General features: G+C 69.2%; 18 protein-coding genes. 7 read left to right on the top strand and 11 right to left on the bottom strand.

What is annotated here, in order from left to right; genetic code table 11:
* Positions 1–73: 73 nt before the first annotated feature.
* On the bottom strand, positions 74–1,198 hold the full coding sequence (locus tag AB0C66_RS16580) for a hypothetical protein (RefSeq protein ID WP_362438094.1): 1,125 nt from the start codon (positions 1,196–1,198) through the stop codon (positions 74–76).
* Between the two features lie 192 nt (positions 1,199–1,390).
* Between AB0C66_RS16580 and AB0C66_RS16585 the strand changes: the two genes are divergently transcribed.
* Positions 1,391–2,023: a helix-turn-helix domain-containing protein gene (locus AB0C66_RS16585; protein ID WP_362438097.1), complete on the top strand. Its 633-nt coding sequence runs from the start codon at positions 1,391–1,393 to the stop codon at positions 2,021–2,023.
* A gap of 147 nt (positions 2,024–2,170) precedes the next feature.
* Here AB0C66_RS16585 and AB0C66_RS16590 read toward each other — a convergent pair whose 3' ends face one another.
* The 6 genes from AB0C66_RS16590 to AB0C66_RS16615 form a co-directional block, all read right to left on the bottom strand.
* The gene (locus tag AB0C66_RS16590; protein WP_362438100.1) at positions 2,171–2,308 is read right to left on the bottom strand and encodes a hypothetical protein; all 138 of its coding nucleotides are present in this window, start codon (positions 2,306–2,308) and stop codon (positions 2,171–2,173) included.
* A 41-nt stretch (positions 2,309–2,349) separates the two neighbouring features.
* Positions 2,350–3,420 (bottom strand): Gfo/Idh/MocA family oxidoreductase, encoded by a 1,071-nt coding sequence (locus AB0C66_RS16595; RefSeq protein ID WP_362438103.1) that lies wholly within the window; start codon positions 3,418–3,420, stop codon positions 2,350–2,352.
* Positions 3,421–3,535: 115 nt separating this feature from the next.
* Positions 3,536–4,756, bottom strand: coding sequence for a family 16 glycosylhydrolase (locus AB0C66_RS16600; RefSeq protein WP_362438106.1), 1,221 nt, complete (start codon positions 4,754–4,756; stop codon positions 3,536–3,538).
* 139 nt (positions 4,757–4,895) lie between these two features.
* Positions 4,896–6,191 carry an ABC transporter substrate-binding protein gene (locus AB0C66_RS16605; protein WP_362438109.1) on the bottom strand — a complete coding sequence of 432 codons (1,296 nt, stop codon included), beginning with the start codon at positions 6,189–6,191 and terminating at the stop codon, positions 4,896–4,898.
* Between the two features lie 63 nt (positions 6,192–6,254).
* Positions 6,255–7,172, bottom strand: coding sequence for a carbohydrate ABC transporter permease (locus tag AB0C66_RS16610; protein WP_362438112.1), 918 nt, complete (start codon positions 7,170–7,172; stop codon positions 6,255–6,257).
* Positions 7,169–8,083: a sugar ABC transporter permease gene (locus AB0C66_RS16615; RefSeq protein WP_362438115.1), complete on the bottom strand. Its 915-nt coding sequence runs from the start codon at positions 8,081–8,083 to the stop codon at positions 7,169–7,171. Before AB0C66_RS16615 ends, AB0C66_RS16610 begins: the two co-directional genes overlap by 4 nt.
* 412 nt (positions 8,084–8,495) lie before the next feature.
* Here AB0C66_RS16615 and AB0C66_RS16620 point away from each other — a divergent pair, with 412 nt between their 5' ends.
* Positions 8,496–10,766 (top strand): FAD-dependent oxidoreductase, encoded by a 2,271-nt coding sequence (locus AB0C66_RS16620; RefSeq protein WP_362438118.1) that lies wholly within the window; start codon positions 8,496–8,498, stop codon positions 10,764–10,766.
* Positions 10,767–10,823: 57 nt separating this feature from the next.
* On the opposite strand, the gene AB0C66_RS16625 is transcribed toward AB0C66_RS16620, so the two are convergent.
* Together AB0C66_RS16625 and AB0C66_RS16630 are read right to left on the bottom strand one after the other, a co-directional pair.
* Positions 10,824–11,612: an IclR family transcriptional regulator gene (locus AB0C66_RS16625; RefSeq protein ID WP_362438121.1), complete on the bottom strand. Its 789-nt coding sequence runs from the start codon at positions 11,610–11,612 to the stop codon at positions 10,824–10,826.
* Between the two features lie 109 nt (positions 11,613–11,721).
* Positions 11,722–12,855: an Lrp/AsnC family transcriptional regulator gene (locus tag AB0C66_RS16630; RefSeq protein WP_362438124.1), complete on the bottom strand. Its 1,134-nt coding sequence runs from the start codon at positions 12,853–12,855 to the stop codon at positions 11,722–11,724.
* Between the two features lie 91 nt (positions 12,856–12,946).
* On the opposite strand from AB0C66_RS16630, the gene AB0C66_RS16635 reads away from it, so the two are divergent.
* The 3 genes from AB0C66_RS16635 (at position 12,947) to AB0C66_RS16645 (ending at position 16,815) form a co-directional block, all read left to right on the top strand.
* A complete protein-coding gene (locus AB0C66_RS16635; RefSeq protein ID WP_362438126.1) occupies positions 12,947–14,224 on the top strand; it encodes an amidohydrolase in 1,278 nt (425 codons plus the stop codon).
* A gap of 73 nt (positions 14,225–14,297) precedes the next feature.
* Positions 14,298–15,791 carry an MFS transporter gene (locus AB0C66_RS16640; protein WP_362438129.1) on the top strand — a complete coding sequence of 498 codons (1,494 nt, stop codon included), beginning with the start codon at positions 14,298–14,300 and terminating at the stop codon, positions 15,789–15,791.
* Positions 15,792–15,993: 202 nt separating this feature from the next.
* Positions 15,994–16,815: a maleylpyruvate isomerase family mycothiol-dependent enzyme gene (locus tag AB0C66_RS16645; RefSeq protein WP_362438132.1), complete on the top strand. Its 822-nt coding sequence runs from the start codon at positions 15,994–15,996 to the stop codon at positions 16,813–16,815.
* Between the two features lie 39 nt (positions 16,816–16,854).
* On the opposite strand, the gene AB0C66_RS16650 is transcribed toward AB0C66_RS16645, so the two are convergent.
* Together AB0C66_RS16650 and AB0C66_RS16655 are read right to left on the bottom strand one after the other, a co-directional pair.
* The gene (locus AB0C66_RS16650; RefSeq protein ID WP_362438808.1) at positions 16,855–17,403 is read right to left on the bottom strand and encodes a YciI family protein; all 549 of its coding nucleotides are present in this window, start codon (positions 17,401–17,403) and stop codon (positions 16,855–16,857) included.
* A gap of 106 nt (positions 17,404–17,509) precedes the next feature.
* Positions 17,510–18,883: a carotenoid oxygenase family protein gene (locus AB0C66_RS16655; protein WP_362438134.1), complete on the bottom strand. Its 1,374-nt coding sequence runs from the start codon at positions 18,881–18,883 to the stop codon at positions 17,510–17,512.
* Positions 18,884–19,004: 121 nt separating this feature from the next.
* Here AB0C66_RS16655 and AB0C66_RS16660 point away from each other — a divergent pair, with 121 nt between their 5' ends.
* Positions 19,005–19,547 (top strand): PadR family transcriptional regulator, encoded by a 543-nt coding sequence (locus tag AB0C66_RS16660; protein ID WP_362438136.1) that lies wholly within the window; start codon positions 19,005–19,007, stop codon positions 19,545–19,547.
* A 211-nt stretch (positions 19,548–19,758) separates the two neighbouring features.
* Positions 19,759–21,105, top strand: a complete 1,347-nt coding sequence (locus AB0C66_RS16665) for an aldehyde dehydrogenase family protein (protein ID WP_362438139.1) — start codon at positions 19,759–19,761, stop codon at positions 21,103–21,105.
* The last annotated feature ends 30 nt before the right edge of the window (positions 21,106–21,135 follow it).

Below are 21,135 nucleotides of genomic sequence, written 5' to 3' on the forward strand. Positions count from 1 at the left end.
AACTGGAGGCTGTGTAACGGGTGACGGCCGCTCGGTGCGGATCGCGGTCCGCGAGCGGTGCGACACGAACCCGTCAGCGAGGTCCGCCATGGGTGATCGATGTGTGGTGTTCGACCGGAACGGTGAGAGCGCGGTGCGCGTAACACGTGTTGGCCGCGGCGGTCATCAGAGAGGTGGCTTCCTCGCCCGACACACGGCCGTTCAGGAAGAGGCGGGTGTCGAGTGGCTCGAACCCCGAAGCGGTGAATCGGCTCAGCTGGGCCAGCCGGGGTGCTTCCACGGGCATCCTGCGGACGCTGACGTAGCGGCACAACTGGGTGTGGAAACAGAAGGCGGTGCCGATCGCGAAATGCACCAGCGGAGCGGGCGCCGCATGGTTGGCCGGGTCGCTGAGCAGCGTCCAGGTCGGCACATTCTCGGAGAACCAGATACGGGTGACGAACAGCCCGGTGGTGGTGTCGACGCCGCCGTCGGCTCGTATGCGCCAGCGGACGATGCCGTCGTGGTCGTCGTTGAGCATGAGGGGCGGGCTGTCCGCGTCGGGGTGGGAGACCGGAACCGCGTCCGGCCGTGTCTCGGCCGGGGCGGGCTGGTGTGCGTGCCTGAGGAAGGGATCGTCCTGGGGCGTCCGGGACTTCGCGAGGTCGTCGACCGGCGTCTCCTTGCCGTTCGTGGTCAGGGCGAAGAGCCCTTCGTGGGGACCGATCAGGGCGGATAGCGCGGAGGACTCGGTGAGTGCCTGCTTGACCAGTGTCTCTACGGTCGCGTCGGCATGATCGGATACGAAATCGACATCACACCGCAGATCGTAGACCTGCGCCACGGCCTGGCCCTTGGCGAACGAGCCCTTCACGCCGAATCCTTGGCCGACCGCCACGTTGAGGTCGTCGAAGGCGACTCCGGCCACCCGTGCCACCTCGGTGATCCGGAAGGTGATGTCCGCCTGGAGGCCGGCGATCCAGTACGCGAGTGGTGCGGGCGCCATGTTGTCTCCGCGTAGGTACTTGCCCTCATCGCAGACCAGGCGCCACCTCCTGCCGGTACGGACGTCCTCGGCGAGCCCTTCCTTCTGGAACCCGCCGAGTCCCATCACCTCGATCCGGTACGTCGCCCCCTCGTGAGCCGAGGATGGCTCTCCGGTACCGGCCGCGGCCACGAACGTCAGCGGATGCGGTGACCGGTGAAGCGGAGTGGTCATGGGATGCCGTCCTTCCCTGGCGCCCATGGACGGCGCCGGTGTGTCTTGCCGCGTCTGCCACCTGGCGTGTGCGTGCTGGTGCTGGGCCACGGCGGATGCCGGGTCGCCGTGGCTACTCTCGCTATAATTGCACTGGAGTGCAATTAAGCACCAGAGTGCATCCACGAAAACATCTGACGTAGGATGACGACGGTGAATGTGGAGACGGACACCCCCGATCGCCGCGAACGACGACGTCAGGGCACCCGGTCGCGCATCATCGACGCGGCCTTGGAACTGTTCGCCGAGTGCGGCTACGCGGCCACCTCGGTGGACGCCATCGCTGAACGCGCGGATGTGGCCCGACGGACCCTCTTCAACCACTTTCCCCGCAAACAGGACCTGGTCGTCGTCTGGGCGGGCGAACGACGCAAGCAGCTCTCCCTGCTCGTCTCGGAGGATTCGGCGCACGCACGGACGGGTGCGTCGATGCTGCGCCGGCAGTTCGACCTGCTCGCCGAGGAGAACGAGCGGGACCTCACGCTGGCGTCGGTGCTGGTGCAGGGGTGGCTGGTGGAGATCAGCGATCTGGCGGAGGTGTTCCCCGTGTTCACCTCGTTCCGCGACGCCGTGGCGGTGGGGCAGGGCAGTGGAGAGTTCACGGACGGCATCTCGGCCGACGCCGTCTGCGAGGTCCTCACCGCTGTGTACACCGACACGCTCGGTCGTTGGGTCCAGCCTCAGGCCGAAGGTGACGGCCCTCCGTTCAGTCTGCGTGCGGCGATGCGGGCCAAACTGGAGCTGATCCTGGCTGGGATGAGCACACAGGGCCATGCCGGTTCATGACGCTCACGCGGCCGTCGCAGGGCGTGCGCCACGGAGGGTCCACAGCGCGGTCCCGTCCCCGTGCACCCGGGGAAGCGCTGCGCGTCGTGGCGATGTGGTCGGTCGTGAAGCCCAGGAGGTCGACGACGACATCGCACTCCTGGCCCTTCAGCGCGGTGCGCACCTGGTCGGCGTCGCGTACAGATCGGCGCCGGGTGCGGCGGCCTGTCGGGAGCAGGCAGCGCTGATCACTCCGGTGCCACCGATGAGAAGGATCCTCCGGCCCAGCAGATGACGGGTGCCCATGAGGGGTTCGTGCTCCTCGCGGGATCTGGTGGCGGGGTGTGTCACTCGCCGGGGAAGGCGACGCCGAGGTCGCGGCGGATGTCGTCCAGGACATGCATCAGGCGCAGCGTCTCGTCGAGTGGCATCAGCTCGGATTCCCGCTGCCCGGCCGCGATGCATCGGGCCGCTTCTGCGGCCTCGTAGCACAGCCCGCCGTCGCGCCGCGTGGGGACGTAACGGTCGATGAGCTCGTGGTCGCGGCCGATGAGGCGTACCGCCGCCGGTCCGTAGAAGTGGCCCTCGATCTCCAGCCGGGCACGGGTTCCCGAGATCGACGCCGTGGTCGGAGTGCGGGCGAACAGCGTCGTGTTCAGCACACCGTGTGCCCCGGACTCTCCGGTGACGACGATCGACGCCTGTCCGTCGACACCGGTGAAGGTCTTCGTGCCGACAGCCGTGACCGAGGCGAACGGTCCGAGGACCATGGACGCGAAGGAGAGCGGATAGATACCGAGGTCGAGCAGCGCCCCGCCCGCCAGCTCGGGGGCGTACAGGCGGTGGGCCGCGTCCGGCTGCGCGTACAGGCCGTGGTCGGCGATGACCGTCCGCACCTCGCCGAGCGTTCCGGAGTCGAGCACCTGGCGGATGACGTCGATGTGCGGCAGGAAGCGCGTCCACATCGCCTCCATGAGGAACACTCCCCGCTCGTGGGCGGCCTCGATGAGTTGCCCGGCTTCGCGGGCGTTGCGGGTGAACGCCTTCTCGAGGAGTACGTGCCGGCCGGTCTCTATCGCCCGCAGGGCCTGGTCGAAGTGGCCGGAGTGCGGCGACGCGATGTACACGATGTCCACGCTCGGGTCGTCGAGCAGTTCGGCGTAGCTGCCGTAGGCCGCCGGAATCCCGAACCGGTCCGCGAACGCGCGGGCCCGGGCGGCGTCGCGTGAGCCGACCGCCACCACCCGCTGTGCGGTGTGGGCCAGCAGTGCTTCGGCGAAGCGGGCCGCGATGCGGCCCGGGGCGATCACACCCCAGCTCAGAGCCGGCGCGTCCCGCGGAGAAGGGGTGCGCGGTGCGGGCAGCGCTCTGCCGGCCGCGCCGTGCGCGTCACCGTTGGCCCGGGCGGTCGGCGTCATGGCGGTCCCATCGATGGAGATCAGGTGTGGTGGCCGGTTGGGCGCTGACCGTCCTGCGCCCAACCGGCCGTGGTGGGCGGGCTGTTGTGTGGTTCGCCGCCGCGGGGTGAGGGCGTCAGGCGGTGCGGACGAACTTGACGGAGTCGGCGCGGGCGCATCCGGTTCCGCTGGCGGCGATCTTGATGCTCTGGTTGCCGGAGCCGAGTGTCACGGTGCCGCCGATCTGCTTCCAGCCGGTGGGTGTGGTCTTCTGATCGAGGGTGGAGGTGGTCGCGGTGCCGTCATGGGTGAAGGTCAGTTTCGCGGCCGGGTCACTGGTGGCGTTGCTGACGTTGTAGACCCAGGCGGTGTACTTTCCGGGCGCCAGTCCCTGGGTGCTCCACTGGGCGGAGGATCCGGATGTGCAGGAGTAGCGGGAGGTGGATTCGGCGAAGCCACTCTTGGCATCTCCGCTGGTGGCCCAGCCGGACCCGGACTCGGTGTAGGTGCCGGACAGGGGTTCGTCGTTGTCGATGTAGCGGTTCTTCTCGGAGAAGGTGACGTAGTCGAAGAGGACTTCGCCCGTGGCCGAGCCACCGGCGGGCGGGGTCTCGTAGGCGATGCTGGTCAGCCAGATGTTCATCCAGTCGCCCGGGTGTTCCGTCGCGGTCCACTTCAGCTTGCCGTTGGCGTCGACCTGTCCCTTCTGGGGTGCCGGCTTGCCGTCGATGTAGAAGGTCACGCCGGTTTCGTCGTACAGGTAGCCGTAGGTGTGCCAGTCGGCCGAGGTGTCGATGCCGCTGTCGTACATCTGGCTGCTGACGGTGAGACCGTTCCTGGTCCAGTCGAAGATGTTGTGGCGCATCTCCTTCGGCCTCGAGGACTCGATCTCGAAGCCGTCGATCTCCGTCTTCCTGCATGGGTCGGCGGTGTTGCTGGTGTTACCGCACATGGACCAGAACGCGGTGTGCCAACCGGGCCCCTTGTTGATCTTTGCGCGGGTTTCGTAGTAGCCGTACCGGAACTTCTTCTTCGAGATCAGGCCGCCGCCGGAGTACTCGTACGCCTTGCCGTCGCAGGTGGCGCTCTCCTTCTTCAGGGCGATCACGAGGTGGCCGTCGCGGGCCGAGACGTTGTCGGCCTGCTGGCAGCTGTAGCGCTTGCCGTCGGTGCGGTACTTCCAGGTGTTGGTGTCGATGGAGTTGAAGTCGTCCTTGAGCCGCTGGGTGTAGAGGGCGCTGTCCGGCTGGGGAGCCGCCGCGGCCGCGCTCGGTGTCGAGACGGGCAGCAGCGCGGTCAACAAGGCGGCGGCTGCCGTGGTCAGGGCTATCAGGACTGGTTTCCGTCCTGCTCTCATACGGTGTCTCCTGTCGGTTCGCGACGGCCGGACCGGCCGTGCGTGGATGGGTGTTGCGGTGCCGTGGAGGAGTAGGGGCGAGCGGCACCGGTCTTGGATGGGGAAGTAGCCCGCGGGTGGCCGGGCCCGCCTTCGCGGGTCAGTCCTCGAGCAGCCGGGCGGCCTGCTCGCCGGCCGTCCGCATGGCCGCCTTGGGCGAGGCGTTGCCGACCAGCGCGGCCTGTACCTGCTGGGCCACGGCGTTGAGGATCTGGGCGTTCTTCGCGTAGGGCCAGAACGGCCCGGGGGTCGCGGTGCGGGTGATGCGCCGTGTCCACTGGGTGGCGAAGGTGTCGGCGGCGATGTCGGGCGCGGCGAGGCCCTTGGTGGTGGCGGGCGGCAGGCCGACGGATGTGAAGTACTTCGTGGTGGTGGCCACGTCGGAGGTGGTGTGCAGGGCGAACCGGCTCGCCGCGTCCTGCCCGTCACCCTTGGCCACGACGATGACATGGCCCCACAGCAGCGCTTGGGGGTCGTCGCCGGTGTGCAGTACGGGCCGGGAGAACGGCACCATCGCCGGACCGAGCTTCTTCGGGCTCTTCGCGTTGGCGAGGGCGGCGGCCTTGCCCACGATGGCATCGTCGTAGAAGCCGACGGTGCCGCGGCCGAACAGGGCGCGGGCGCTGTTGCGGTCCACGTCCTTGGCGATGAGCTTGTCGTCGTACAGCTTCTTGTACCAGGTCATCGCGTCGACGGAGGCATCGTCGCCGATGACGACCTTGCCGTCCTTGATGACCGGGCAGCCGAACGTCTGGAGCCACGGGAAGATGTCACCGAGCTGCGCTATCGCGGTGGAGGCGGCGTAGGGGGTGACGCCGTCGAGCTCCTTCAAGGAGCGCAGCGCGTCCTCGAATTGGGCGATGGTGGTGGGAGCCTTCCTGATACCGGCGCGGTCCAGTAGGTCCTGGTTGCCGATGAGTCCGATCGCACCGGTGGTCCACGGCAGCCCGTACTGCCTTCTTCTGTACTGGCCGCTCGAGAGACCGGCGGGTGTGTACCCGCCCTTCTCGGCGTGTGCGCCGAGGTCGGCCAGGGTGCCGGTCTGGGCGATGGCCGCGAGCCAGGCGATGTCCAGCTGGATGGCCCCGGCGATCTGGCGGCCGTTGAGCTTGAGGCTGAGTTCCTGGAGGAAGTTGTTGTAGGGGATCGTGGTGGTGCTGATCTTCGAACTGTTCCCGGATTCCCAGGAGTTGAGGATGCGTTCGATGGCGGGTTTGCTGGCCGGCTCCCCCAGCGACCACGAGGTGAACTCGAAGTTCTTGGCGCGTGTGTCACCCCCGGAGCCGGAGCCGCCTCCGGGGGCACAGGCGGAGAGAAGACCGGATCCCGCGACACCGACGGCGCCGATACCGGCGGCCCGCAGCAGGCCGCGTCGGGAGAGGGCAGAGCTGGACATGGCGACTCCAAGATGAGTGGGAAGAGCGGAGGAGGTTGCGGGATGCCGGGGGTGGGGGAGGGGTCAGCTCTTCACGGCACCGGCGGTGAGCCCGCCGACAAGGAATCGCTGGAGGAACATGAAGGCGACGACGACGGGCAGTGAGACCACCAGAGAGGCGGCCATCAGCGTGGGCCAGGAGGTCTGGAACTCGCCGATGTAGGTGTTCACCAGGCCGGGTGGCAGGGTCATCGTGCTCTTGTCGGAGAGGGTGAGGGCGAAGACGAAGTCGTTCCAGCCGCGTACGAAGGAGAAGAGTCCGGCGGCGGCCATGCCGGGTGCCGCGAGCGGGGCGACCACGGTGTGCAGGGTGCGCCAGCGCGAGGCGCCGTCGATGGCGGCGGCCTCCAGCAGCGCGTCCGGGATGGTGTCGAAGATGCCCTTGAGCATCCACACGCACAGCGGCATGGTGAAGGTGCTGAACGACAGGATGAGGGCCGTGTAACTGCCCAGCATCCCGAACTGGCGGAACAGCGCGTAGAGCGTGATCAGCAGCAGGGTCTGCGGGAACATCTGCGAGGCCAGGACGAAGTTCATCAGCGAACGGCGGCCGCGATAGCGGAACTTCGAGAACGAATAGCCCATGTAGGTGGAGATCACCACGCTGAGCACCGACGTGGTCAGCGAGACGATGACACTGTTCGTCAGGTAGTGGAAGAGCGGTCCGTTGTCCGCCACCGCGCGGAAGTTGGCGAAGGTGACGCTGTCGGGCAGGAAGTCCGGGGGGAAGCGGAACACCCGGTCGGCCGGGCTCAGCGCGGTGACGACCATCCAGTACAGGGGGAGCAGACCGAACATCCCCATCACGGTCACCGCGGTCCAGGCGAGGGCCCGGGAGCGCACCAGATCCGGGCGGAGCCGGGTGCGCGGGCGGCGGGCGCGGTGCCGGGGGCGGGACCGTTCCTCGGTCCGGGGCGCTTCGAGCGTCGTCGCTGTGGTCATCGTGTGCGGTCCTCCCGCTGCGAAAGGAACAGGTAGCCGCTCACCATCACCAGCAGGAGCAGCATCCACAGGCCACCGAGCGCGCTCGCCCGGCCGAGGTCGAAGCCCTGGAAGGCGCTCTGGTAGACGGCGACCGCGAAGGTCTGGGTGGAGTTGGCCGGGCCGCCTCCGGTGAGCACATAAATGGTGTCGAAGTGCTGGAAGTTCCAGATGAACTCCAGCAGCAGCGCGAGCACGGCGATGGCGCGCACACCCGGCCAGGTGATGGAGCGAAAGCGCCGTACCATCCCGGCGCCGTCGACGGCGGCGGCCTCGTACAGCTCACCGGGCACGGTCTGGAGAGCGGCCAGCATCATGACCATCATCCAGGGGAAGCTGGCCCAGGTCTTGGTCACGATCACCGCGAACATCGCGGTGCCCGGCTCACCGAGCCAGGTGACCGACTCATCGATGAGGTGCAGCTTGATGAGGGCCCCGTTGAGCAGTCCGTAATTGGCGTTGAAGATCCACATCCAGAGGAACGAGGTGACGACGCCCGGGATCACCCAGGGGAAGAGGAAGAGGCCGCGGAGGAATCCGCTGCCCCGCAGGCCCGCGTTGAGGGCGAGTGCGAGGGCGAAGCCGAGCGAGAAGGAGGCGACCGTGGTGCCCACGGTGAAGACGAGCGTGTGCTCGAGGGTGGGCCAGAAGTCCCGTTGGAGCACATCGGCGAAGTTGGACAGACCGGTGAACTGGCGGCCGGGGAATCTCAGGTCCTGGCGGAAGAAGCCGGTGACGAGTGAGGCGATCAGCGGGTACAGGATGATCGCGGTGAACAGCGCCAGTCCGGGCAGGACGAGCAGCACGGCGAAGGCGCCGTCGGACAGGCGCGGGCCTTTCCGCTCACTCGGTCCCGTACGCAGGATGGTCAACGCGGCTTCCTCTCGGAACGAGTGACAGGGGTATGGCGCCGCTCGGTGCGGCGGTGAGCCCACGGCGCGCGACAGGCGGGGCGGGGGCTGTTTCCTGGTGGGCAACGCCGGCGAAACGCGACTGAATTCGGCGTGCAATATGCGGGATGATTAATCACCCACTGAGGGCTGTCAACCCTTCGCGCCGTTCCGGTCCCTGGCCCCACGGCTCCATCCTCTCCGGTCATGCGCCCCCGTGGAACCGTGTAACTCCCCAGTGCCCCGGTGTTCTGGCCGGTCAGCGAGGGTGGCAGTACTCCGTACATCGCACCCACTATCTGCATCTGTATTCCAATAATCGGTTCCAGCGTGCAGACTGAGTCCTCGGCGGTGCCGTCATGCCCGCCCGCACATCGCAAGGGAGCCGCTCAGGATGCGACAGGAAGCGTTCCACCACGACATCGCCGTCATCGGCGGCGGACTCGCCGGAGTCTGCGCGGCCATCGCCGCCGCCCGGCTCGGACAACGGGTCGCACTCGTGCAGAACCGCCCGGTGCTCGGCGGCAACAGCAGCAGTGAGGTACGCGTCTGGGTCTGCGGCGCCACCGCCCACGGCGTCCAGCGCTACGCCCGGGAGACCGGCATCATGGGCGAGCTGTACACCGAGAACCAGTACCGCAATCCGGAGGGCAACCCCTACTACTGGGACCAGGTGGTGAGGGACGCCGTCCACGCGGAACCGCTGATCGACCTGTTCCTCAACACCGACGTACGCGAGGTCCAGGCGGACGGGCCCGAACACGAGCGCACCCTACGCGCGGCCACCGGCTGGATGATGGGCTCGGAGCGACTCATCACCTTCCGCGCCCAGGTCTTCCTGGACTGCACCGGCGACGGCCTGCTCGGCGAACTGGCCGGGGCCCGCAGCCGCATCGGCCGCGAATCGGCCGCCGACTTCGGCGAACCCTGGGCCCCCGAGGAGTCCGACGGCGCACTGCTCGGATCCACCATCCTCTTCTACACCAAGGACGCCGGCCGCCCCGTCCCCTTCGTCCCGCCCGCATACGCGAAGGACATCTCGCGGACCCCCATCCTGCGCAACCGCGTCCTGCGCACCGGCGACAACGGCTGTGACTACTGGTGGATCGAGTGGGGCGGTGAGCTGGACACCGTCCACGACAACGAGACCATCCGCGATGAGCTGCACGCGGTGATCATGGGCATCTGGGACCACATCAAGAACTCCGGCCACTTCGACGCCGACAACCTCACCCTGGAATGGGTCGGCAGTCTCCCCGGCAAACGGGAGTACCGCCGCTTCACCGGCGACCATGTGCTCACCCAGCAGGACATCCTCGCCCAGCGCCGCTTCGAGGACCGGGTGGCCTTCGGCGGCTGGTCGGTCGACCTGCACCCGGTACAGGGCATGTACGCCGAAGGGCCGGGCGCCGTGCAGCGCTACACGGACGGCGTCTTCCACATCCCGCTGCGCAGCCTGTACTCGGTCAACGTCGGCAACCTGCTCTTCGCCGGGCGGAACATCTCCGCCACCCACATCGCCTTCGGCGCCACCCGTGTGATGGCCACCTGCGCCACGCTCGGCGAGGCCGCCGGGACCGCCGCCGCACTCTGTGTCCAGCACAAGAAGAACCCGAGGGCCCTCGCCGCCGAACACCCCGGGCTCGTCGGACAGACGCTGCTCCGCCAGGACGCCTCCGTGATCGGTATCGCCAACGAGGACCCGGACGACCTGGCCCGCACGGCCCGGGTCAGCGCCTCCTCACACCTCGTCCGGCTGACCGCCGAACCCGGCCCGGACCTGCCCGCCGAGCCCTGCCCGCTCACCCGCGACATCGGTCTGCTGCTGCCCGTCGACCCCGTCCTCGACGCCGTCGAGCTGCTGGTCTCGGCCGAACGGGACACCGAGCTCACCGTCGAACTGTGGGGCACCCGGCTCCCGGAGAACGCCGTCCCGCTCGTACCGCTGCACACGGTCCGGGTCACGGTGCCGGCCGGTGGCCCCGGGTGGGTGACCGCGCCGCTGCGGTACGCGCCCGACACCCCGGAGAACGTGGTGGTACTGGTCCGCGCCGATCCGCGCGCCTCCCTGCACCTGATACCCGTCGGCACCGAGGGCGTGCTCGCCCTGCGCCGCCGCGGTGCCGGGGACCCGGGAGTCGACCACGACATCCCCGAGCAGGAGAACCAGCCGGTGCTGGAGTGGTCGGCGCGCGAGCTGCGCGGTCGGTCCTTCTGCTTCCGGGTGCTGCCGGACACGGCCGCCTTCGTGCCCGCCAAGGCGGCCGGGGGCTACCAGCGGCCGTACGGCGGCCCGCAGATGTGGGTGTCCCGTGGACCCGCCGCCGGCTCACACCTGCTGCTGGAGTGGGACGCCCCGCACGACATACGCACCGTCCACCTGGTGATGGACGACAACGTGGACACCTACCTCAACAACCTGCACCGGCATCGCACGCCCGAGCCGGTGGCCGCGCAGCTGCTGCGCGACTACCGGCTCGAGACGCGCCAGGAGTCAGGCGAGTGGCACACCGTGGCCACCGTGCGGGACAACCGGCGCCGCCACCGAGTGCACCGGCTGGGCGCAGCCGGACCGGTACGCACCGACGCGCTGCGGATCACGGTGGACACCACGCACGGCGCGCCCCGCGCCCACCTGTTCACCGTACGGGTCTACCAGGACTGACCGGGCCGGAGGGGATGAGCGCGGCGGGGGAGGGGGGCGTGGCGGGCCGCTGTCGCGTCAATGCGCGCCGAGTGCCTGGCTGACCGCGTCCGCCGCCTCGATCACCATCCCGGCCAGCTCCGCCTCCCGGGTCCCGGGGGAACCGGCCGCCGACAAGCTGCCGAGCAGTGAGGCCGGACCCCACAGAGAGATCGCCGCCACCACCGCGCCCCACGAGTCCAGCACCGGCGCGGCCAGCGAGGACCGGCCCAGCGCACGCTCCTGCACCTCGGTGGCGCACCCGGCCCGGCGTACCGCGTCGCACTCCTGGTCCAGCACCTCGTGCGAGACCACGGTGTACTCGGTCTGCGGCGCCAGCTTCTGGCCGAGCAGCGCGCGACGCTCCGCGCCCGTCATACGGGAGATCAGGCACTTGCCCATCGCGGTGGCGTGCAGCGGCGCGGTGTGCCCGGCCTGCGCATACGCCTTGGGGGCGCGCGCTCCCTCGAAGTTGGCGAGGAAGACCAGCTCGCTGCCGCGCAGCACGGCGACGTTCGCGCCCAGCTCGGTGCGGGCCGCCAGTGTCTGGAGCACCATCCGGGAAGCCCGGTGCACGGGGTGGCCGTTCAGCGCCATGGTGGCGAGTGGCAGGGTGCCCAGGCCCAGCCGGTAGAGCCCGCTGACCGGGTTGCGCTCCACCAGGTCGAGCTGTTCCAGGGTGGCCAGCAGCCGGGAGGTGGTGGAGGGACCCAGTTCGGCGTCCACCGCGATGTCCGAGACCCGGCGCTCCGGGCCACTGGCGCCGAGCGCCCGCAGGACGGCGACAGCACGCTCGACACTCTGGTTGGTCCCCTGCTCGGCAGGCATGGCCAAGCCTCCTCATCCGTCCCGCGCTCCGGCTATCGGGGAATCGTGACTCGTATGGGAGCCCCAGCCCCAGATCTTGCAACCAGATTGCAGAATGTGGTTTCTGAAGTCAATCCGTTACCGAAAATCTTGCCTCGTCCGCGGCAGCCAGCGGTGGCAGGGGGTCTTGGATGGGCACCCGGCCGATGGCCCGGCCATCGACGTCGAGAAGCCGGTCCATGCGCTTGGCGGAGTGGAACACCACGGTGCGGTCCTTGACCTCAAGCGCCGGAAAGCGGTCGGAGAGCAGTGTCTCGAACTGATCGACCGCGTCCAGCCCACGCATCCATACCTTCATGAGCAGGTTGTGCGGGCCGCTCTGGGAGATGCACAGACGCATCGGTTCCATACGGGCCAGTGCGGTGCCGGTCTTGTCGAGCAGGGAGTGGGGAACCGATGCGCGGTAGATCATCGCCGTGGACAGCCCGGCGAGCCGGTGCGCCAGATCGCATCGGAACACGATGTCGCCCTCCCGCACCATGCGCTGGAGTCGTCGGCGGGCGGTGTGTTCGCTCATGCCCGTCATGGCCGCGAGTTCGGTGTAGCCGGACCTGCCGTCACCACTGAGCGCGGACACCAGGGCCCGGTCCCCGGAGGCGAGAAGGTCGTACGGCTGCGAGCTGAAGGCGAAACGGCTCGACGACGGCGGGGACAGCAGCGCCGCACGGGCCCCCGGGGCCATGGCCCGGGTTCGCCATTGGCTCCCCTCGCTGTAGTGGGTGATGCCCACGCTGACCCGGAGGGCGCGGACCCCGCGCAGCCCGCCGATGGTCTCGCGTACCGACCGGCCGAGCGTGGCGAGGTCGGTGGCCGCCACGCCGAGGTAGAAGTCGAAGTCACCGGCGGTCTCGTCGACGCTGATGACCCAGGGCAGCCGCGCCACCGCGGCACTCACCGACGCCAGGTACCGGCTGCGGCAGCGCACCTCCACGTGGGCGAGCGTGATCGTCTTCGTGGAGCTGTGGGTGGTGATCCAGGCCAGCCCGGCATCGCGCATCCGTTCCCAGCGCCGCGAAGCCGTCGTGGGGTCCACGCCCAGCACGCGGCCGATCCGGGACCACGGGGCGCGCGGGCCGGTCTGCAACGCGTCGACCAACGCCAGGTCCAGTTCGGAAAAGCCGTACCGGGCGATGTCCTTGCCGGAATCCGGCATCGGAAGCGGGGCTGTGTCGCTTTGCTGCAATTCTCGCGGTTCTTGCCCCATGGGCCGGATCGTAGTGCCACTTCGGCCAGTCGGTACCAGTCCGGACACACATCGACGCCTCCTGCCCTGTGGCCCCGTCTCTGGAGTTCTCATGACCGCCGTTTCCCCTGTCGCGCCGCTGCTCGCCGGAGTTCCGGCCCGGCTGCCCGAGCTGCGAACCCTGTACGAGGATCTGCACGCTCATCCCGAACTCTCCTTCCAGGAGTTCCGCACGGCCGGCGTCGTCGCGGCCCGCCTGCGCGAGCAGGGCTGGGACACCACGGAAGGTGTCGGCGGCACCGGTGTCGTCGGGGTCCTCACGAACGGCGAAGGCCCGGTGGTGCTGCTGCGCGCCGACATGGACGCGCTGCCGGTCGAGGAGAAGACCGGACTGCCGTACGCCTCCACCGCGAGGGGGACCGATCAAGCCGGCGACGACGTTCCCGTCATGCACGCCTGCGGCCACGACATGCATGTGACCTGCCTGCTCGGGGCCGCCGGGCAGCTGGCCGCCACCCGCGACCACTGGCGGGGTACCGTCCTGGCGGTCTTCCAGCCCGCCGAGGAGGTCGGTGGCGCCACAACCATGATCTTGGACGGGTTCCGGGACCGGTTCCCCCGCCCCGACATCTGCCTGGGCCAGCACGTCACCCCCACCCCGGCCGGCAGTGTCGCCATCAAGCCGGGCCCCATCATGGCGGCTGCCGACTTCTTCCGGATCACCTTCTTCGGACGCGGTGGGCACGGGTCGATGCCGGAGACGACCGTGGACCCGATCGTCACGGCGGCGGCGGCCATCATGCGCCTGCAAACGGTCGTCTCCCGCGAGGTCGGTGCGAACCAGTCGGCGGTGCTCACCGTCGGCTCCGTCCACGGTGGCACCAAGGAGAACATCATCCCGGACACCGCGGAGCTGACGGTCGGCGTCCGAACCACCTCGACGGCGGTACGCGAGCGGGTCCTGGCCTCGGTCCGGCGGATCGTGCACGCGGAGTCCGACGCCACCGGGTGTGTCAAAGCCCCGGAGATCGTGCCGATTTCCACCTTCCCCGTCACGGACAACGACCCCGCCGCGACCGAGGCCGTCCAATCCGCCCTGAGCACCGCACTGGGGAAGGACCGCGTCCTGACCCTGCCCCGACCCGTCCCCGCCAGCGAGGACTTCAGCACCTTCGGCACCGAGCTGGACGCACCCTCCGTCTACTGGTGCCTGGGCGGCACCGACCCCGGTCTGTTCGCGAGCGTCGACATGACCTCGGCGAGTCCGCCGGACGTCCCTTCCAACCACTCTCCGCACTTCGCACCCGTACCGGAACCGACCATCGAATCGGGCACGACGGCTCTGCTGGCCGCGGCAGCCGTCTGGCTGCGGCGCGAGCCCGCCGCCTGATCCCGGCGGCCCGATCGATGCGCCCCCGCCACGCCGCCCCATCCCCCTTCCTGTTCCTGTTCCTGGAGACGCCATGTCCCAACCCCCTCCCCTTCCCTCGCCGCCCCCGCCGCCCCCGCCGCCCCAGGGGAAGTCCCACCGCGGTGAGTCGCTCACCGCACTCGTGGGCTTCCTGGTCTTCATCGAGCTGAGCAGCGGCATCTTGCAGGGATCGACCCCCGTGGTCCTTCCCCTCATCGGCCAGCACTTCGACGTCAGCTCCGGCGACCTGAACTGGGTCATGAGCATCACGCTGCTCGTCGCCGGGATCACGACCCCCGCTGCCGCCAAGCTCGGCGACATCCACGGCCACCGCCGCGTCATGCGCATCACCACCATCGCCGTCGCTGTCGGCTCCGTCATCGTGGCCGTCGCCGACAGCTTCGCCCTCCTCCTCGTCGGCCGCGCGCTCCAGGGCCTCTTCGCCGCGTGGCTGCCCCTCAACATCGCTCTGGTGAGGGACCGCGGCGGACCGCGGCGCGTCGGCCGCGCGGTCGGCATGCTGATGGGTTCGATGACGATCGGCCTCACCACCGGCATGATCGGCACCGGCCTGCTGTCCGAGCACTTCTCCAATGTCCGGGTGATGCTGTGGCTGCCCACGGCCTTCATCCTGGTGTGCGTGCCGGTCGTGCTGTTCCTCGTTCCGGAGTCCGTCCAGCGCAGCGAGGACCGGATCGACTGGACCGGTGTGACCCTGCTGTCCCTCGGGCTCGGCAGTACCCTGCTCGCCCTCGCCCGCGGCGGCACCTGGGGCTGGGGGTCCGGCCCGTTCCTCGGACTGCTGGCCTTCGGCCTCCTGGTGCTTCTCGCCTTCGTCCGAGCCGAATTGCGTGTGCCGCGGCCTCTGCTCGATGTGCGCTTGATCATGCAGGGTCCGCTGGCCGGACTCTATGTGATGGGGTTCCTCCAGGGCATCATCGTGCTCGGCCCACAGAGCGCCAACATGACGTACATGGCCACTCCGTCCGCGCTCGGCTTCGGCTTCGGCTTGGACACCATGCAGCTGGCACTGGCCGGTTTGCCGTGGGGCCTTTTGGCGTTCCTCACCGCCATCCTCTCGGACCGCATCCTCGTCGCCACCGGGCCGCGTGTGGTCCTCGGCTCGGGGTTCGCCATCACGGCAGCGGGGTTTCTGCTGCTGGTGATGGTCCACGACAGCCTCTGGCAGGTGATGCTCGCCCTGGCCGTGCAGGGTATTGGCTGTGGACTCGTCCTCGGCTCTCTGCCGACCGTCATCGTGTCCCAAGTGCCGCAGAATCACACCGGTATCGCCATGGGGCTCTCCAACACCTTCAAGACCCTCGGCGGTTCCCTGACCGGCGCCGTTTTCGCCGTCCTCATGAACATGTACCTTCTCGATCTCCCCGCACCCGGCCCCGAACTGGCCAGTGAGTACGCCTACCAACTCGTCTGGGGCATCTGCGGCGGTGCGGGCCTGCTGGGGGCACTTCTCGCACTGCGGCTCCGTCATGGCAAAGCGCACGCCCCGACCTCCGACCCCGCCGCCACCACCGCGGCGCTCTGACGGCACGGCGTACGCACGCGCGCGTGTCTCAGCGGGACAGGGCGACCCCGGACATTCCGCTCACGCACAGCTGCTGTCGCGGAAAACATCCGCGCCGCCCGTACACGTCACGCCCCACCAACCTTAGGCTGGCGACTCCGGCAGGACGGCGACACAGCAGGCACCGGGCCGCGGCACGCCCTGGCCGGGTGGAGGAAGCGCGATGGAAGCCTTGAGCGGGCAGGACCTCGGGGACCCATGGCCCGCGGGGCTGAACGCGGCGATACGCTCCACGGCCGAGGACATCGCCACCGTGCTGCGCGAGGCGGCCGACACCACGGTCCGGGTACCCGGCTCGCAGTGGTCGGTCGGGGAAGCCGCGGCCCATCTGGCTCTCGCCAACGAACTGATGGCGCACCTCGCGGAGGGCAAGGAGCGCCCCTATGGGGACGGTACGCCCACTGGGCTGGCCGAGGCCAACGAAGCCGCGCTCTCCGCATTCGCCGAGCGCGGGGCCGAGCCGCTGGCCGCCATGATCGTGAAGCAGGCGGAAGCGTTCCTGGACGCGGCGGCCCGGCCCGGCCCGCGCGGCGAGCTGGCCACTCCGATGGGCCCGATGAGTGTGGAGACACTCGGGTCCTACCTGCTCACACACATGCTCGGGCACGGCTACGATCTCGCCCGCGCCCTGGATCGACCGCATATGGTCACCCCCGCCCGGGTGGAACTCACCGTGCCCTTCCTCCTCATGGCGATGCCCCGGGTCCTCAACACCGCCGTCACCACCGGATTCACCGCTCGCTACACCATTCGCCTCCGGGGCGGAACCCGCTTCGGCACCACCTTCACGAACGGCATCGCGGCCGTCGGCCCGCAGCCACCCAGCCGACCGGACTGCACGATCCTCACCGAACCGGTGGCCTTCCTGCTCATGGCACTGGGCCGCCTCGGCCCGTGGCACGCTCTGGCCCGGGGCGGTGTCCTGGCCTGGGGCCGCAAACCCTGGCTCGCCCCCCGCTTTCCCGCCCTCTTCAGCCCACCCTGATCCGCCCCTGCCGGATCGGCGAGGCCGCCCCGAGCTCCCTCAGCGCCGTCCGCCGAACTCCCAGAGGTGAACCTCTACGTCGGCGTACGGGCCCGAGGGGAGGACCGCCCGCGCCGTCGCCGGGTCCGGCGCCCGGACCAGCGCCGCCGTGCCCAGCCAGGTGGTGCCGTCGTCGGACAGCAGGGGCCCGTAGGCGATCAGCTCGTCCTGGCAGGGCGGCACGGCGAGGTCCTGCCCCTGCCCGGTACCGAGCCCGAGCACCAGGTACCGGTTGCCACCGACCCGGCCACCGGAGAAGTCCCACATGGTGCGCCCGAGCATGTTGCGCCAGCGGCGCACCAGCACATCCCGGTACACCCCGGCCTGGTATCCGGGCTCATCAAAGGCGAACGCGCGGGCGGCGGCGGGGTCGGGCAAGTCGACGATGTGCACGCTGCCTGTGGGGGTGTCACCGTCGCTCATGAAGGTGGGGCCGCGAGCGACCATCTCCTTCTCATACCGGTCCATGTAGGACCAGTGCTCTTCCAGCAGCTCATGGCGTAGCGCCACGGAGCCGGGCCGGTCACGGTGATAGCAGAAGAACTCCATGCGCATACTGTCTCCTGCCGGGTGCCGCACCGGCCCGTGATGTGTCCGGGTTCCTTCCGGCGGGTGTGAACCGGCCTACCCGTGAACAGGCCTACCCGTAACCGGCCTACCCCCGCTGGTCCGGGATCCAACTGCCGTGGAATCCCGAGGGGACCCGTCGCGGCAACTCCACGGTGGCCACCAGGGTCAGGTCCCGGGCGTCCAGGACCAGCAGCTCCGAGCGCCGCCCCGGGCCGTAGGAGACGATCGACAGCAGCCAGCCGGCGTCCTCCTCACCGGACCCGCCCTCCGCGGGTACGAAGGCCGCCTCACCCGGCGCGGAGCCCTCCCCGGTGCCGTACGCCCGCGAGGTGCCCGAGATGGTGTCGTACTTCATGATCGAGTTCTTGGCGAGCGTGTAGAGGTAGCGGTTGGGGCGCCCGGTCAACTCGTCGTTGAGGGAGGGCACCTCCACCCCCCGGTCGTCGATCGCCTCCTCGCTCACCGTGCCCGTGGCCGGGTCGAGGCGCCAGCGGTAGAGGCAGCCGGACTGGTCCTCCCCGAGCACCCACGAGGTGACCGCCGGGTTGTCGACGTGGCCGCCGAACGCCTGCCACATGGCGTCGAACGTGGCCCGGGAGAAGCGCACCGCATCCAGTACGACCCGTCCGGCCGCGTCCTCGTAGGCGTTGCCGACGTGGAAGACGTAGCAGGGGTCGATGTCGAACCAGCGCACCTCGCCCACGCCGTCCCGGCGCATCAGCCCCAGCCGTGCGCCGTACGCGTCGTGCCAGCGCATCGGCATGCCCCCGTGGAGCCGCGCCAGGTCGAACAGGACCGGCAGATCCAGCCAGACCACGTAGTTCTCGGTGATGGCGAAGTCGTGCATCATCGTGGCCCCCGGGACCGCGATCTCGCGGCTCTCCACCAGCTCGCCCGAGGCCGACAGCCGGTGATAGGTGCAGTACGGGGGCACCGGGCCGTAGCCGAAGAAGAGGAGTTCGCCGGTGACCGGGTCCGCCTTGGGGTGGGCGGTCATCGCGGTGGTGAGCCGTCCGCCGAAATCGCACGGACCGACCGTCTCCAGTTCGCCGGTGACCTCGTACGGCAAGCCGGTCTCGACCAGGGCGAGGAGCTTGTCGGCGTGCGCGATGACATGCGTGTTGGCGCTCACCACGGTCAGGTCGACGGTCCCGTCCTCACGCCGGAACGGCTCGCCCGCCAACTTGCCGGTGCGCACCCAGCGGTTGCGGTACCACTCGGCGCGGCCGTCGCGCAGCCGGACGCCGTGCAGCATTCCGTTGGCGGTGAACAGGTGGCCGGTCGTGTCACCGGGGCGGGGGTTGGGGCCGTTGCGCAGGTAGCGGCCGTTCAGCTCGCGCGGCAGGGTACCGGTGACCTTCAGGTCGAAGCCTTCGGTCTCGTCGGGCACCGGGGCGTAATGCCCTACGTGGTAAGGGGAGTCGGCCGGTTCGGCGGTGTTCTCCGGGGTGGTCGTCATGTTTTTCCTCGTTGGGGTCGTCGGTTGGGTCGGCGTGGGGCTGGAGGAGGCACCGAGACGCTCCATATGACACAACCTACATGTAAGTATTTACACGTCAATCCCGAGGTATCCTGTCGCCATGTCTCTGCGGATCGCCCTGCTCGGAACGCTGGCCTCCCGTGGCCCCGCGTCCGGATATGAACTGGCCAAACGGTTCGAAGACTCGATCAACCTCGTCTGGCAGGCCAAGCACAGCCAGATCTATCCGGAGTTGGCCAAGATGGTGCAGGGCGGTGCCGTCACCGTCGAGGACGTCGGCGGCGGGCGGGGCCGCAAGGTCTACACCGTCACCGACGTGGGCCGGGACGAGATCGTCCAGTGGGTCACCGGCGAGGATCCGTACCGCAGCGTCCGCAACGTGACCGCGCTGCGCGGGTTCCTCGTCCCCCTCCTCCCGCCGGATCAGGCGGTGGCGGTGATGCGCGCCGAAGCGGACCGGCACACCGCCGTTCTGGCCGAACTGACCCAGCGCAAGGCGGATGTGGAGGCCCGTACCGGGCCGGACGAATCGGTCTTCGGGGCCTACGCGCTGGACCTGGGCATCCGTACCACCGAGATGCTGCGGCAATGGGCGATCGACACCGCCGAGGACCTGGAGCGGCGAGGGCGCGACGACGCCTGAATTTCCTCTTGGGTGCCGCATCGAAGGGGTCGCCTCGGTCGGCGTCATCACGCGGAGCCCGTCGTGGCGTCTCCGCGGGATGATGCCGACCTTTCTTATGTCTCAAGGTTTACATGTAAGAATTTACAGGTCAGAATCTAGGTGTCTCATCGGCGCTCCGCCGGGCGGTCGGCTCGCTCGCGCCCCTGTCCGACGGCACAAGGAGAGTCCCGTGACCACCCACCCCACCCCCTCCGCCACGGCGTTCACCAGCATCGACGCGGCGGCGATCGTGACCCGGCTGCGCACGGCGTTCCGCGCCGGGCACACCAGGCCACTCGCCTGGCGCCGGGAACAGCTCACCCGGCTGCGGACCCTGCTCACCGAGAACGGTGACGCCATAGCCGGCGCGCTCCACCACGACCTGCGCAAGAGCCGTACGGAGGTCGACACCATGGAGATCGGTGGCACGCTCCGCGAGATCGACCACTGCCTGGAACACCTGGACGCGTGGCTGGCACCGGAGTCCGCCGCCGTGCCCGCGTTTCTCCCCGAAGGCACCACCGCCCGGACCGAGTGGGAACCCCTGGGTGTCGCTCTGGTCATCTCCGCCTGGAACTACCCGGTCAACCTGCTCCTGGTGCCGGTCGCGGGTGCCCTGGCGGCGGGCAACGCGGTTGTCATCAAGCCGGCCGACTACGCGGTGGCGACCTCCGCACTGCTCGCGGACCTCCTGCCGCGATACCTCGACAACGACGCCACCGCCGTGGTCGAAGGCGGCCCCGAGGAGACGGCCCTGCTGCTGGCTCAGCGATTCGACCACATCTTCTACACCGGCAACGGCACCGTCGGCCGGATCGTGATGACCACGGCCGCCACCCACCTGACCCCGGTGACCCTCGAACTCGGTGGTAAATCACCGGTGTTCGTCGACCGTGACGTCGACCTGAGCCTTGTCGCCGAGCGTGTCACACAGGCCAAGTTCACCAACGCCGGTCAGACCTGCGTCGCACCCGACTACCTTCTCACCGATCCCTACACCGCCGACGCGCTCGAAGCCGCCCTGGCCGTCGCCGTGTACAAGCGGTTCGGTGCGGACCCCCAGCGCTCCGACGCCTACGGACGGATCATCAATGAGCGCCACTTCGACCGGATCGCCGCGCTCCTCGGCTCTGGCCGCACGGTCACCGGCGGGCAGGCGGACCGTGCCGACAAGTACATCGCGCCAACGGTCCTGGCCGATGTGAAAGCGGACGAACCGGTGATGTGCGAGGAGATATTCGGCCCGGTCCTGCCGATCCTGACCGTCGCCGACCTGGACGAGGCCATCGCCTTCATCAACGACCGCGACAAGCCCCTCGCCCTGTACGCGTTCACCGAGGACAACACCACGCGGCGACGACTCGCGTCCACGACCTCATCGGGCGCGCTCAACTTCGGCCTGCCCATGTCCCACCTCAGTGTCTCCTCCCTTCCTTTCGGCGGGGTCGGTGAGAGCGGAATGGGCAGCTACCGCGGCCGCTACTCCCTGGAGACGTTCAGCCACCGCAAGGCCATCCTCGATGTGCCCCTGAGCTGAGCTCGGGCTCGGTGACCCACCGCGAACGTC

It is taken from the genome of Streptomyces sp. NPDC048636, from assembly GCF_040650655.1.
In the GTDB taxonomy this organism is placed as follows: domain Bacteria; phylum Actinomycetota; class Actinomycetes; order Streptomycetales; family Streptomycetaceae; genus Streptomyces.